The sequence below is a fragment of the Flavobacterium luteum genome (genome assembly GCF_008806775.1).
Taxonomy (GTDB): domain Bacteria; phylum Bacteroidota; class Bacteroidia; order Flavobacteriales; family Flavobacteriaceae; genus Flavobacterium; species Flavobacterium luteum.
Window position 1 is genome coordinate 290,278 of record NZ_WAEM01000001.1, and the last position, 13,718, is coordinate 303,995.

Annotated in this window: 14 protein-coding genes; 2 read left to right on the top strand and 12 right to left on the bottom strand. The window is 28.2% G+C overall.

Annotation, left to right across the window (positions count from 1 at the left end):
- The first annotated feature begins 41 nt into the window (after nt 1–41).
- Nucleotides 42–1,286, top strand: coding sequence for an IS4 family transposase (locus F6464_RS01390; protein WP_191963304.1), 1,245 nt, complete (start codon nt 42–44; stop codon nt 1,284–1,286).
- Between the two features lie 592 nt (nt 1,287–1,878).
- Here the strand turns inward: F6464_RS01390 and F6464_RS01395 are convergent.
- The 9 genes from F6464_RS01395 to F6464_RS01435 form a co-directional block, all read right to left on the bottom strand.
- Nucleotides 1,879–2,364 (bottom strand): hypothetical protein, encoded by a 486-nt coding sequence (locus F6464_RS01395; RefSeq protein ID WP_151105959.1) that lies wholly within the window; start codon nt 2,362–2,364, stop codon nt 1,879–1,881.
- Nucleotides 2,364–3,074 carry a DUF3800 domain-containing protein gene (locus tag F6464_RS01400; RefSeq protein WP_151105960.1) on the bottom strand — a complete coding sequence of 237 codons (711 nt, stop codon included), beginning with the start codon at nt 3,072–3,074 and terminating at the stop codon, nt 2,364–2,366. Before F6464_RS01400 ends, F6464_RS01395 begins: the two co-directional genes overlap by 1 nt.
- A gap of 194 nt (nt 3,075–3,268) precedes the next feature.
- Nucleotides 3,269–3,868, bottom strand: coding sequence for a hypothetical protein (locus tag F6464_RS01405; RefSeq protein WP_151105961.1), 600 nt, complete (start codon nt 3,866–3,868; stop codon nt 3,269–3,271).
- Nucleotides 3,869–3,908: 40 nt separating this feature from the next.
- Nucleotides 3,909–4,850 (bottom strand): hypothetical protein, encoded by a 942-nt coding sequence (locus tag F6464_RS01410; RefSeq protein ID WP_151105962.1) that lies wholly within the window; start codon nt 4,848–4,850, stop codon nt 3,909–3,911.
- Between the two features lie 8 nt (nt 4,851–4,858).
- Nucleotides 4,859–6,121: a hypothetical protein gene (locus F6464_RS01415; protein ID WP_151105963.1), complete on the bottom strand. Its 1,263-nt coding sequence runs from the start codon at nt 6,119–6,121 to the stop codon at nt 4,859–4,861.
- On the bottom strand, nt 6,108–7,136 hold the full coding sequence (locus F6464_RS01420) for a nucleoid-associated protein (RefSeq protein WP_151105964.1): 1,029 nt from the start codon (nt 7,134–7,136) through the stop codon (nt 6,108–6,110). The genes F6464_RS01415 and F6464_RS01420 overlap by 14 nt, the downstream gene beginning before the upstream one ends.
- 175 nt (nt 7,137–7,311) lie before the next feature.
- The gene (locus F6464_RS01425; protein WP_151105965.1) at nt 7,312–7,926 is read right to left on the bottom strand and encodes an ATP-binding protein; all 615 of its coding nucleotides are present in this window, start codon (nt 7,924–7,926) and stop codon (nt 7,312–7,314) included.
- A 69-nt stretch (nt 7,927–7,995) separates the two neighbouring features.
- Nucleotides 7,996–8,853 (bottom strand): transcriptional regulator, encoded by an 858-nt coding sequence (locus tag F6464_RS01430; protein WP_151105966.1) that lies wholly within the window; start codon nt 8,851–8,853, stop codon nt 7,996–7,998.
- Nucleotides 8,850–9,155, bottom strand: a complete 306-nt coding sequence (locus F6464_RS01435; protein ID WP_151105967.1) for a helix-turn-helix domain-containing protein — start codon at nt 9,153–9,155, stop codon at nt 8,850–8,852. Before F6464_RS01435 ends, F6464_RS01430 begins: the two co-directional genes overlap by 4 nt.
- Nucleotides 9,156–9,581: 426 nt before the next feature.
- Between F6464_RS01435 and F6464_RS14450 the strand changes: the two genes are divergently transcribed.
- Nucleotides 9,582–9,746 carry a hypothetical protein gene (locus F6464_RS14450; RefSeq protein WP_191963305.1) on the top strand — a complete coding sequence of 55 codons (165 nt, stop codon included), beginning with the start codon at nt 9,582–9,584 and terminating at the stop codon, nt 9,744–9,746.
- Here the strand turns inward: F6464_RS14450 and F6464_RS01440 are convergent.
- The 3 genes from F6464_RS01440 to F6464_RS01455 form a co-directional block, all read right to left on the bottom strand.
- Nucleotides 9,726–11,216, bottom strand: a complete 1,491-nt coding sequence (locus tag F6464_RS01440; RefSeq protein ID WP_151105968.1) for a hypothetical protein — start codon at nt 11,214–11,216, stop codon at nt 9,726–9,728. The genes F6464_RS14450 and F6464_RS01440 overlap by 21 nt on opposite strands.
- A gap of 802 nt (nt 11,217–12,018) precedes the next feature.
- Nucleotides 12,019–12,561 (bottom strand): cupin domain-containing protein, encoded by a 543-nt coding sequence (locus F6464_RS01450; protein WP_151105969.1) that lies wholly within the window; start codon nt 12,559–12,561, stop codon nt 12,019–12,021.
- A 22-nt stretch (nt 12,562–12,583) separates the two neighbouring features.
- Nucleotides 12,584–13,678, bottom strand: a complete 1,095-nt coding sequence (locus F6464_RS01455) for an SMP-30/gluconolactonase/LRE family protein (RefSeq protein ID WP_191963306.1) — start codon at nt 13,676–13,678, stop codon at nt 12,584–12,586.
- Nucleotides 13,679–13,718: the final 40 nt, after the last annotated feature.

Consider the following 13,718-nt stretch of genomic DNA (forward strand, 5'->3'; position numbering starts at 1 on the left):
GAGAGGTAATATTTAGTGATGAAATAATTTTGGAATATAGAATGAACAAAACAGATTTTAGTCGAAGACGGAAACAACCTTTTGGTGGTATGTTGCTTTTTATGGTCAATTTTCTAAAAAAAAGTTTGGTTATTGAAATTGATTCATTTGTAAATTTTTTAAATTCTAAATCAAATTTGACTTCGGTTAAAAAATTTACCAAAAGTGCTTTTGTTCAAAAAAGAATGAAAATAAATCCAGCAGTTTTCAAATATCTTTCTCAAGTTATTATTAAAAATACCTACATAGAAAGCAATACTACAATTAAGCTATTTTATGGTTTTAGAATACTCAGCGTTGATGGTTCAAAATTAACATTGCCAAATACCGAAGAACTAAAAAAAGAATTTGGGGAATCAAAAAATCAAACAGATACAGGAGTTGTTCAAGCAAGAATTTCTGTTTTATATGACGTTTTAAATTCACTTGTGTTAGATTCGGAAATGGATAAGTTAAAAACATGCGAAAGAACTTTGGCACTAAGACATTCCATTCAATGGAAAAAAAATGACTTAATAATTTATGACAGAGGGTATCCTTCCTATGATTTTAAATATGAACACATTAATGCAGGAATAGATTATTTAATTCGAGTTAAAACCTCACATAGCAAAATAGTACAGTGTTTTGTTGATAGTGGCGAAAAGGCAATAGTAACAGAAATATTTCCTCAAGAAAAGCATTCGTTTATAGGTAAGAATTACAACAAAAATAGCCCGCTAAAAGTCAGACTAGTCAGGGTTGATTTACCAAGTGGAGAAGTTGAAGTTTTAATGACATCATTATTAGATAGTGAAAAATATCCAACTAAAATATTCAAAGAATTATATTTTATGAGATGGGGAATTGAGACTTTTTATGATGAATTAAAAAACAAACTAAAAGTAGGATGTTTTACAGGATATTCAAAAATAAGTATTCTTCAAGACTTCTTCTGCGCTATATTTATAAGTAATTTGCAGTCAATAATTGTAAATGATTTACAAGAAGAATTGAACATTAAAAATCATAACACAAAACTAAATTATAAAATAAATAGCAATTTGTCCTATGGTTTTTTAAAAAATCGCATTTTGGAATTACTTACTAAAGAAGCTTCTTTAGAAAATATTTTCAATGAATTACAAAATTTGTTTATTCAAAATACAATACCAATTAGACCAAATCGCAACAATAAAAGGAATGTTGGTAGATATAGAAATAGAATCAAGCCTCTAGTGCTTAAAAATCAGAAAGATGCATTATAGTAATTTCTTAACTTAATGACATTGGGCAAGCGCGTTGGCTGTGGCGGCTGTTTTACATAAATGATATTATAGCTTCATTGCAAAAACCAAAAAAACAATAAACTCGCTTTGTGATGAACTATAATACTCAATTATGTAACACAGCTTGGGGAAAAAAATTACTGGCGCAAGTTGCGAAGCGTACGTGTTTTTTCTAAAAACTGTGCCAGTAATTTTTTTTGGAGCGTGGGCAAAGGAGTGACTTATGAAATGTAAAACGTTATTTTTACCACCGAACGAAAAGGATTATTCTCGTAATTAGAAACGTAATTAGCCCTTCGACTGCGCTCAGGACAAGCTATGAAGCAAACGGCAGCCTTGAATTTAGGAATACTTGGACTAAATGAAAGTTTTGTACAGATGAATGAGATAATGGATTGTTTCAGTGATTTGTTTTTTTTTATATTTATTATAATAATTATTACAGAAAATAGTAGTTAAATACGTTTTTTGATAGAAAATTTGTTTTTTGGTTTTACATAGCGTATATTTGCAAAGTCATTTCCCTAGGGAAAAGGACCTGGTTCGCCACAACACCGTAGTTGTGGCATTTTTATTTTACCCTCTTTGTATATTTGTCTTCATAATATTTTTGGTTTCTTGCATCATCAATATGAAAACAAGAAATTATCATATAGTCTGGAGTGATTTTTTCCATTATAACTATAAAATTTCCTTCTTTGAACCAAAAATAATCTCTGATTTTACCATCTGCTTCTAAAAATTGAAAACAAGTTACGTCTTCAGTATCTTTATTTTCGAGTATTGGTTTTATCCAATGAATTTTGTTGGCTCTTTTTTTGTCAAAACATCTTTTGCCTTTATCGCCTCTTGTAATGATTTTTACAAAAGTGTGTGGATAGGTTTCAAATCCTTCTTCTTTTGAATTTGCTATATCTATTTTTACACTGCATCCCTCAAAATAGAAAATGGTATCAATAAAATCGGCTTTGAATAATTGAAATAGTTCTTCTAAATGTGCAGCTGATGGGTCAATTCCTAAATTAGGTATGTGATCATCCAAGTCTAATAAATCCATTATAGCTTTATTTTAGGTTGGTGATCAAAAATATTGAACTTTGTTTCCCAAGGTTCTGTTCCTTCTTCGAGATTAAAACCCGATTTAGTTTCTAAATATTGAATAAAATCCATTCTGTTTGGAGTTGGATTTACAATATTATTCATTACTACTCTTGTTTTATAAGTAATGGCACCAATAAAAAAATCGGCTAATTGAAAGAAATTGTTATCGTGAGAATGTAAATGCTGGAATTGTTTGAATGGACTTTTGCCTTTATATTCATTATCAAAAACTTCATTAATTTTTTTTAGTTTCTCTCTACCACGAGTATTTTGAATATCAATAAAAACTCTGTATTCATCGCCATTACTATTATTTGGATGCAACAAATAATAGGTCATTTTATAATAGAAATTGTCGTGCGAACCTTGATTGAAATCTTTATGATTTAGGCGCTCTTTGTATTTGACTAAAACACAACGAAATTGTAATGATGACCGAAAGAAATAATCTACCAATTCTTTGTATAATGCTGTTCTTGCATTTGAAAATTTATTCCATTTCAACTCTGACTTTTGATTGTGCTTTGCAAGTATTTGATTGAATTCTTTTTGTAATTCAACATAATCCGTCATAGGTACTTTGATGTAACCGATGCACATAACTGGAATTTTATCATTTTCTAAATGACAACTTTCGTCGATATAAAAATCATATTTATTAGTCATAGATTTTGGAAATTAATAAAGATTTCAATCAATTAAATACTTTTAAGAGTTTGGATTTTATAAAGCGGAAATTTACAAAATTAATAATTATTTAAGATACTTGTATTTTGAGGTCATTATATCTTTTAATAATATCAATAATCTGTCTTTATTTTTAAAAGATATTGGACATAAAATATTATATGTAGCTACCATTAACATTTTAAATAATAATTGACGCTTTTTTTAGACCAAAAGAATAAACCTTTTCGATTTTTAAATTTATATAAAAATCCCTGAAAATATAAAATCCCATCTTTATATTTAAACACACTAAAAATATTGCAATCTATGTTTTGAATTTCATCAGGATGTAACAAATCAATTTCGGCTATTAATTCCTTTAATGTGAGGTTTTTATTTGATTTTAGTTCCCTACCATTTCTTTTGATATTATAAATATCTTTAGAATAATTTATGTTTTCAAGTTGTATTAACCAACAATTATTTTTCTTTAGTTTTCCAATATTGATTTTATTTTTTAATATAATTTCTTCTGCTAGATATTCTTGAACCATTTCTAGTTTTTGTAAAAATCTAAAAAATTTGAAAGATGATATTTCAAAAAAATTATAATATGGGTCGTCTGATTCTGTTTGTATTACTGTTTCATCTTTTTTATGAAAATCAAAAACCTTCTTTTTTGCTACATATATTAGTGTAAAATGTTCATTACCATTACCAAGCTTAAAAGTATATTTTTCAATGCCTGGTTTATCTTGAGTATAAAAAAAGAAATTTGGAAGAGAAATCATAATGTTTAAATTTTAAAAAAGAAACAAGAGAAAACCTATTTTATTGAAAATTACTATCAAAAAATTCATCCTCTTCGGAATCAAAGCGTACCATATCATTTCCGATGCAATCAAGAAAATCTATTCTTTCTTCAATATTCTCAATATTTTCATCCAATAGTTCCATTTCTCCGTCAAGATTTAATGTTTCTAATTTTTTGAACATACATTTCGCATAATAGTTTTCATCATGACTCTCAAATTCAAGCGGTTTTAATTCTTTTGCAAAAGCAATTAATGATGAGTTTTTATCATCTGATAAAAATTTTAAGAATAGTTCTTTTTGGACTCTATTTTCAAATTCAAAATTGAATTGATGTAAAATAAAGATTTTATAAGCTTTTGAATATCTTCTTATATCATCAATGTAAATATTTAATCTAGCTGCTTCTTTTGTGATTATTTCATATTGCTCAACAGTAATTGATTTTATAACTTCTCCAATAAATTGTTTAGTTATTCTATCATTTTGGGAAACTGATAAAAATTCATTGCTGATTTTTATTTTTAAATACTTCTCAAGAAATTTTATAAATGATTTTTTTTCCTTGTCATTATTCAGAGGATCTTTATTAGTGTAACGATCGTAACGCATTTCATTATAAAAATTATTCAGTAACTGAATAAAAGCATTTTTTGACTTACTAGCTTTTAAATTGTATTTGTCAGATATAGATTTTAATAATTTTTGATGATTGTGATTTCTAATACTTTCAAAGAAAACATCTTGATTTATTTCATTAGTATGTTCAATGAGGATTACGCTAATTTTTAGAAGCCTTTCAATACCAACTGAAATATTATATAGAAATTCAAAAATTTCTTCTTCGTGATAAAAAGATTCCATTTCATCAAAAACTAATAATCCGTTATAAATAAAACTACCAGATATTTGAAGTTCTGTTCCTAAATTGAAATTTTTCCAGAAAGTAGTTGAATCCATATTAATATCTAATGTGTTGTTTGCTTTTTATCTTTTATTATGATATTTATTGTGTCGGTTTCAACTGAAATTTTCTCTTTACTATCAATAGAATTTGAATTAAAAATTTGATATCCTGAATAAATTGTAAATGATATAAGTAAGAATGCTAAAACACATTTTAAGGTAGAAACTAGATTTTCAAGTTTTATTATTTTAGTCCAAATTTTTGTGAAATCGTCTTTGAAATCCTCAAATATTTTGCCATAACTTGCTTTTATTTCGTCTTCTTCTTTTTTAACATCTAATCTTAAACATTGAATATTATAAGATGCCATTGATAGTACTTTGAATGCAATTATCGTATAAAGAAGATATGCTAAAACTATTAACCCTAATATCCAAGGTTTATCTTTTACTTGATAACTTGCAAATGCAGTAGCTCCAAATGTCAAAGGAAATGAAACTATTTGCTTACTTACAATATCAATGTTTTTTTCTAAACTCTCAAAATATTTGTTTCTTTCTTCCTTAAATTTTGATTTAATCTTATCAAATGCAAAATCTAAAACAAAATTTTCATAATCTCTTTCCGTGAGGTTAAGTAATAATTTAAGGCTTTTTACTATTTCAAAAAACCTATCTTTTATATCTTTTTGATGAATGCCACTAATAATTACTTCTTTGAAAAATTGAATGTATTCTTTGTTAGCAAATCCTTTTTTTAATTCATTAAAAAGCGGCTTTAAATCTTCAATAGATGACAATCTAATATCTTGCAAACTATAGCCAATGTGAAAAGCACCATTTTCCTTACTGATAATTACAAATTGCTTATTAATTTCATTATGATACGGTGTAAATTCATTTTTAGAAATTAAAAAATTGATTAACTCACGAAATTGAATAAAATTAAAAAGCGCAGCTTTGGGTTGAGAAAATAATTCGTTTTTCTCCTTAAAAAGAATCGTTTCGTTATTTTTTAAAATTACAATATTTGAATTTTTAAAATCAGTTGAATAGTCATCATACTTTCGAAAATAATCTTCTATGTCAAAATAAAAAAAGGTATTTTCTAAAATGCAACTTGATAATTTTATTTCTATTTTATTTTGAAGTAGTGTATTGACTTCACTAAAAACTTGTTTTAATAAAACAGTGTTTGAACTGCAATTAGTTTGACAAATAAAAGTTAATAAACTACCATTATATCCAAATGAATTGACATCAATATCAGTTGAGAATAATTTAATTAAATTATCAATAACAGTTTTAGAATTAGCGTTCTCCATATTGTTTGTTGATTTGGTCAACTAGTTTTTTAGATTTAATTATTACAGTTTCACCAATAGCCGAAAATTCTAAAGAATTAATTTTATCATAATCAACAATAATTTCAATCCCCGGAATGTGAGCTTTAATTGTTGTTAAACCTCTCCATCTTTTACTATCTCGTCTGAATTCGGGATCTAAAATTAATTTATTTTCAGTTCCATAATTCATAAACTTATTTCCATTTTCTTGTCCATAGAATTGCATACTTAAATCTTTCAAATTAACAGTTTTGTCTTTTCTCAAATTTACACTGTCAAAGACTGCTTTTTGAAATAGATTTCTAGTAAACATATCATTACCTTCGTCATCTTTTGGAATATCAATTGATTTGATAATTGCAACAAAATTAGCTGTGTTTTTATCGTTTTTAATTAATCCTCCTGCTGAAACCCAATCTCTGAAGTAACCTGAAACATCTCCATCACTTTGTGTAGAAATAATTGCTAAATAATTACGGTTAGGATCGTTTTCTAAATAAATTTCATAATTTAATCTAAATGCCATAGCGACTTTATCAATATTGATATTTTCAGAACTATCGACTTTGAATACATTCCCTACTTTTACAATATTAATACCACTTTTTTTCCTTAAAAGAACAACTGAAATAAACCTTTTATTTATAATTTTATAATCTACAAAAAGATAATAACCCCCAGTTGCAAATGGCTCTTTTTCAATTCTAGTTTTTAAATCTTCTAAACTTTTTGAAAAAGTAAAAAAATCTTCCTCGTTTGAAGAAGAAAGATAACCATTAAACGAATTTGTAAATATGTTAGTTTCATTATCTCTAAACCTAGTGTTTTTTAAAGACGGACTATCAGTAATCGATTTATGAATTTCGGCAACTAATTTAACTGAAAATTCATCTATGGCTAGGAGTTGATTAGAATATTCAATTACTGCTGGTATCGTTTTTTTAGTTTCTTTTTCAATATAGTGAATAGTATAATTCGTTATTGTGATGTCCATTTTTAGTAATTTTTATTTTAAATATTTAGGTTACTAAAATATGTATTAAAATTCAAAATGAATGGTTTTAATCTAATTTATTGAATATTAAATTCTTTTATCCTCAACATCATTATCAAAAGCAATCAAATTTAGTATTAACTCACGTTTTTTTTGGTGTTCGTGATTATGCCATTCAATTTCGTTTATCCAATGAATTATCACCAAAAGCAATCAAATTCAACATTTCACGAAGTCGAGAACGCACCCGATTCCCATAAGCCGTTTCTATTTCGGTGGCGGAAAGGTTACTGGTTATATGTGTTATAACTTGTTTTGAAATGAAAATGTCATATCTGGAGAGTATAATTTCTGCCATAACATTACATTCGTTTCCGTAGTATTTTAGATTGGTTTCTACGCCTAAATCATCAAAACAATAATTTCTATATTCGCTATGTGAATTGTTTCCGTTGCTGTATTTTTGAATGGTTTGGTAGCCTTCTTTGATGAATTCAAAACTGATGTCTCGACAAGTTTTCATTATGAATTTGTAGTTTGGTTGTGCAACGTGTCGCATCAAGGTCATCAAGGTTGTTTTGCCACATCCAACTGGTCCAGAAAGTAGAATTCCTTTGGATAGATCTAAATTAAAATTGACAGCCATTACCTCATCTTTTAGAAAATAGCAAATCAGTTTTTGAATATTGACTATATCCGCTTCTCTGAAATGAAACTTTTCGCCAAACTGTAGTTTTCCTTTGTTTTCTAGCCAAGCCATCATTTCAGGATAATTGTATTGTGAATTCATCGTTTTGAAATTTTGATTTTTTATTTGTCAAAACGTAGATTACTTCGTTCCTCGCAATGACAAATCGGATTACAATGGCTCTGCATAATTTTTGTCAATGGTTGCGTTGAGGTTGTAGGATCGTGGTTGCGGATTTACTTTTTGGGCAGATGGATTCGGTAAATTGATTGAAAATTTCGGAGTATTCAACATCCAATTTCGTGCAGCTGCTTGCCAATCTTTCATTTTGGTTTTTCCACCAATGAGCCAACCGATGCTGGAGTAATAATTGAAAAAACGTTCTGCTTCAAATTCTGTGAAATTCTGAAACTTGAAATATTCTTTGACTAAATCAATTGATGGCGATATAAAATTTTCTTCTTTTTTGGCGGAACTTTTTTCTTCTTTTTCTGTTTCAGAGATTGCTTCGTTCCTCGCAATGACATTATCAAAATTTTGAAAATTGGTGTCTCTATCTATGTTTTTATTGTTTTTTAATGTTTGTTTATTATTATATATATAGGGTGGTTCAATAACCTGTTCAGCAACATTACTATTAACGTGTTCATTTTTTGGCTCGGTTGGTTCAAAAATTGGTGTAGTTTGTTCATTATTTGAACTGGTTGTATCTGAACTATTTTGACTAAAATTATTTCCTTCCGAAAAATTTATCATAAAAACTTCTGTTCCAGAATACGGATTATAGGATGGAAAATAATCTAAAAACTTCAAACGTTGCAATTCCTTTATACACTTGTGATAGGTTGCTTTTGATGCAATTTTACTTCCTTTCATCATTTCGTCTCTGGAAATTATGATTGGATTTTTGAACCGATTGACATTCCAACATTGAAAAAGTGCTAAATACAAACTTATGTGTGTTGGATTAAGTGATTTTTCAAGCGCAATTCGATTAAAAAAACCTGTGAGGTGTTTAATATAGTTCATCTTACTAGCCATTTAGGATTGAATAAATTAGGTGAAGCTTCTACCTTGTTTTCTTCTAAAACTTTGAGTAAATCTGCATAAGCATAGAAAATTATACCGCCAACTTTGGTATAAGATAATACTCCATTGATGCGTAGATTTTGTAAAGTACCTGGAGAAATGTTTAGCAACTTTCTGACTTCGGTAGATTTGAGCCATTGTTTTTGCTGTTGCGGTTTTGAATGAAACATTGCGTTTAAATCAGAGAGAAGAAGTGTACGGAATTCGTTTAAATCTTCGCGAGTAATAACTTCGATTGCCATAATATTGTGTTTTTAAATATTTTGGACAAAGAGAAATAATAAAGTAATACCAAAACAGTTACTGGGGTTGCGCAACCCCCAACAAAGTATAGCAAAATCAACCATTCAGCAGAAAAAAGTTTTTATTTTTAGTATTGCAATGGTTTATTTTATTCATTTATAACTAGATTTGCGTATTGAATACAAAATAGAGGTTTTACCTCTTTACATATATAGCGAAAGTTATTTAGGGCATCAGAAAACGACCAAATTCTTATATGCAGCCTATGAATAAACTGTTCGCCTACGCAATGCGTGGGCTCGGTTTATCGTGGCTGTAGGTGCTTGGTCGTACCTCTGATGCTGATTTATCGATGTCCCACGCAGGTTGTTTATATCAACTCCAAAAGGTACATTTTTAGCTATATCTTCTAAAATTATTATTTTATGAAAGTAGAGAATAAAATTAATCCCGAATTACAACGCTTTATGGATGCACAAAAAATACCAAGTGTTGCAGAATTGTTATTAATTAACGATGAAACTTTACTTGGAATGGCTGGTTTTGGCTGGCGAATGTTGAAGGAAGTTTTAAAACTTCGTAAGATTTAAAAGTTCAATTATTTTTTCACGAATAGCAATTTTCGTTGTAGTTTCAACATTATAGTATTTTGTTTTTATACTATCTGTTGAAATTTTAGCCGTGTTTTCAGTTTTGAAATTTTCTGAAATAAAACGAAATATGTCTGCTTGATTTTTGTGTTTTATTATTCCGGTTTCGATTAGTAATGCAAAAAAATAACTCAATTGTGCCACTGATAATCCAGTAAGGAATTTGATTTTATCTTCGTTGTTAGCAACATTTGTAAATTGATTGGCATCTAGTTTCATTTTTTTTGATAAATATTCTATCTCTTCTTCAATCCAACTGATGATTTGCTCTTTTATAGAAGGTAAGTTTTCATTGTATTTAATGAAATTTCGGGTTTGTTTTTGGTTGTAATTTTTGAGTAATCTGTATAGAATATCAATTTTTTGAATGTTGTTTTCCAGTTTGGATAGTTCAATTAAAATACCATCCGTCAAGTTGTCAAAAAATTGTGTAGAATTAAAGTTTAAATCAAAAAGGCATTCTTTGATGGCTTCTTCAGAACTATTTTCGAAAGTGATTTGTTTGTAAAGTGTCAAAATAAATTCCGTACAATAATTGAATTCATAATAGGTCAATTTTTCTTGAATATTTATTGTGGCTATTTTAAGTAAGGGTTCATAAGCCAATTTCAATAATTGATCATTGATGTTACTCCCTAATAATCTTGATTTTACTTCTTTGAGTTTGTCTGTTATCTCAAATTCTTTGACTAAAATGGAACGATATGGAATTTGAATGTTTACGTTGAGGTAGTTTCGATACTCTTTTTCGATAAAACGTAATAATTTTTCTAAATATATGTAGGTAATTTTCAGACAATCAATCTTATCATAATTATTGGAAAATTGATAAATATCTGATGAATTTACAGGGTTAATTTCTTTGATTAATCGATGGGCTAAATTTTCGAGAGCATATTGCTTTTTATGAATGTATTGCTCAATTCGCTCTTTAGATTTGAATTTGAAAACTTTTTCTTTATTGATTTTCTTGATTTTATCGTTTTCATTTTTTAGTGAATGATAGCAATATAAAAAGAAACGTTTTTCTTGAGATAAATCCTCAATCTCACATTCTTGTAAAATGTATAAAGTGTTACTTTCATTTTTGGAACTCCAACGCAAACTGGTTTCATATTTTGAAATATTTAATTCGTTTAGAATTGTTGGGAAAAATTCATCGAATTCTGAATTATTTTCAACCTCCTCTAAATTTAGTTCGCATACTTTTGGATGTAGATTATGAATTGGTTTTTTTATAATATACTTTGTATTTCCATTTTGTTTAATGAAATCTACTTGATGGATAAGGTAACTTTCGGAAGCGCAATTTTCTAGGAATGGATTTAAATCGGTACTGAAAATAATCTTTGGATTTTTAATTTCTTTTAATATCGTATCGTAATTTTCTAGAATGTATTTTTGCTTCATATAGTAGAGTAGAAGTGACGTTTTTATTAAAAAAAGAACTTTTATTTATGATCTGTTTTTATTGATTTTATAATATCACTTTCTAAGATTTAATTTGATAATCAGTAAAATATAGCTGTTCGTTAAGGATTTAAAGTTGATAGCTAATTTTAGAATTACATTTACCTAAAGTTATTGTTACTGATTTTGAGAGACCTTAAACCCTCTCAATTCATTTTTACTTTGTAAATGTAGTTAGGATAAAGGTTTAATTTCATTGACTTATGTTAAGAAAAAACTGAAATTTATTTTCAAGCATTTCTATTTTGTATTGGTAATGATTTAATGAATTATAAACTTTTGAAGATATTCATTTCTTAACATAAGTCAATGAAATAGAAAAATAACACTACTAAGTTTGCAACTTAAATTTTTTTAATAAAAACAATTATATGTACTCAATGTGGTAGGTAGCCCAGAAGCTCTTGAATTCAAGGGTGCTGAAAAACCCATTCCAAAGCAAAATGAAATTCTAATTAGAATTAAAGCTACTGCCGTTAATTCTAGTGATATACGACTTCGAAAAGCACATCCTTTTGCAGTGCGATTTTTTTTGGGCTTTTTAAACCCAAAAAAGAGATACTTGGAAGTGTTTTTTCAAGTGAAATTCAAAGTATAGGTTTGGAAGTAAAAGGTTTTAAAATTGGATAAATAACTATTTTTTTCATAAGTGTGTATTAAAAAAATAACATTAAAATTGTTACAAATATGGATTGTCTTTGAAAGTAAAGTAGTAGATTGGGTTTATAATGAAATAATTTTTTCAATAATTGTATGCTTCTTTATATCCGAGAAATTTCCCAAATGGAGCAATTAGTTTGAAAATTATTTTTTGAATAATCCAGTTGGGTTTTGTTAGCCGAAATTCTTTTTCATGTTTCAACATTATTAATGATAGTCTAAAAATATTGGGAGCCCCTTTTTCATTAAGTTTGCCCTCACGGGCTAAAGCAAAAAAAGTTTCAAATAAGCTATCAATTTTTAAAGCAGGGCAAAACTCTTGGATATAATGTGCTTCATTAGGGCCTGGATTTCTAAAGTAATGTGGAACATTTTTTGGAATAGATACTATATTGCCTTTAATGGCTCTTTGTTCTTTCCTATTGATATAAAAAATAAGTTCTCCAGAAATAATCTGAAACCTATTCTCCTGAAAGGGATGAATATGCTCTGAATCTTTGGCAGATGTTACTGGACTAAAACATTCAATTTGCAATTGTTCCCCTTTGGTTTCTATACCTGTTTTTAAGAATATCATTCTTTGTCTCGTTCGCTGGTTTTCAATTACATTACCTAATTGTATCATAGTTTTAAGCTATTTGTGTTTGCTAATTGTCCAATAATTTATACTTTCCAATGTATGGTAAATTATCACCACCCATATATAAGAACCCGTTTAGTTCCTTTACTGATCCAGCTTCAGGCATTGTGTTTCCTATGGGATCAAAATAGGTATTCAATATTTTTCCGTTTTCAGAAAGATGCATCACCATTCCAAACTTGTCTTCCTTAGGTTGTAACCATTGTGGTAAGCCATAAACAATTTTTTTTATACTTGGTTTAGTATGTATTTTATCAAGTGCATCATTTCGTTTAGTTGTAAAGCCAAGCCAAAAAGTGCCATCTTCACGAACTGAAATGCCATTTGGAAATCCGTGTAAATTGTCCATAAAAACTTCTATTTTACCTGCTTTTTCACCTATAATCCAATATTTTAATATGCGATATTTTGTAGTTTCCACCATTAATAAAAAGGATTCATCTTTCGAAATCACTACCCCGTTACCAAAATAAGTGCCATCAATTAATGTTTTAACTTCTTTAGTGGCTGGGTTGTATTTGTATAAACCGCCATTGGGCTTCATTTCCAAAATTAATTTTCTGCCATATTTTAATGTATAAGGGCTTTCAGAAGAAGTATTGGTGAAATACATATTTTGTTTACTGTCAATATCCAAACCATTCGGAATTAGAAAGTTCCTGCCTTTATCATCTTTATTAGCCAGTAAGGTAACTTTCTTATCAGTACTAATACTAATAAGTCCTTGTTTGTGGCTTAATGCAATTAAATTATTTTGATTGTCAAAATGTAAACCAGCTACCCAAGAACCAGCATCGTAAAATATTTCGATTTTTCCTTCGAGGTTAATTTTTAATATTTTCCCATCTGAAAAATCATTCTTTGCCTTATGAACTCCACAATAAAGATTGCCTTTACTGTCAAAAACTATATCCTCTGCACCAACCCAACCTCCTAAATCTATTTTCTCTATTGTTGTTAGTTCATTGTTGAGTTTTGTTACTCCTTCAAATAAAGGTTTTTTTTGAGGTTTCCAAGCTAGAGGCTTGATAGCACAGGACTGAATTAAAAACATTGGAATTGCAATGCTCATTACTGAAAAAACGGATTTGATGTTGCTCATTTTCATTTTGTTAAATTATTTTGCAAATGTATGAGCTGGA

Coding starts and splice junctions, on each gene's coding strand:
- F6464_RS01390 (WP_191963304.1), top strand. CDS start 42: ATGAACAAAACAGATTTTAGTCGAAGACGGAAACAACCTTTTGGTGGT.
- F6464_RS01395 (WP_151105959.1), bottom strand. CDS start 2,364: ATGGATTTATTAGACTTGGATGATCACATACCTAATTTAGGAATTGAC.
- F6464_RS01400 (WP_151105960.1), bottom strand. CDS start 3,074: ATGACTAATAAATATGATTTTTATATCGACGAAAGTTGTCATTTAGAA.
- F6464_RS01405 (WP_151105961.1), bottom strand. CDS start 3,868: ATGATTTCTCTTCCAAATTTCTTTTTTTATACTCAAGATAAACCAGGC.
- F6464_RS01410 (WP_151105962.1), bottom strand. CDS start 4,850: ATGGATTCAACTACTTTCTGGAAAAATTTCAATTTAGGAACAGAACTT.
- F6464_RS01415 (WP_151105963.1), bottom strand. CDS start 6,121: ATGGAGAACGCTAATTCTAAAACTGTTATTGATAATTTAATTAAATTA.
- F6464_RS01420 (WP_151105964.1), bottom strand. CDS start 7,136: ATGGACATCACAATAACGAATTATACTATTCACTATATTGAAAAAGAA.
- F6464_RS01425 (WP_151105965.1), bottom strand. CDS start 7,926: ATGAATTCACAATACAATTATCCTGAAATGATGGCTTGGCTAGAAAAC.
- F6464_RS01430 (WP_151105966.1), bottom strand. CDS start 8,853: ATGAACTATATTAAACACCTCACAGGTTTTTTTAATCGAATTGCGCTT.
- F6464_RS01435 (WP_151105967.1), bottom strand. CDS start 9,155: ATGGCAATCGAAGTTATTACTCGCGAAGATTTAAACGAATTCCGTACA.
- F6464_RS14450 (WP_191963305.1), top strand. CDS start 9,582: ATGAAAGTAGAGAATAAAATTAATCCCGAATTACAACGCTTTATGGAT.
- F6464_RS01440 (WP_151105968.1), bottom strand. CDS start 11,216: ATGAAGCAAAAATACATTCTAGAAAATTACGATACGATATTAAAAGAA.
- F6464_RS01450 (WP_151105969.1), bottom strand. CDS start 12,561: ATGATACAATTAGGTAATGTAATTGAAAACCAGCGAACGAGACAAAGA.
- F6464_RS01455 (WP_191963306.1), bottom strand. CDS start 13,678: ATGAGCAACATCAAATCCGTTTTTTCAGTAATGAGCATTGCAATTCCA.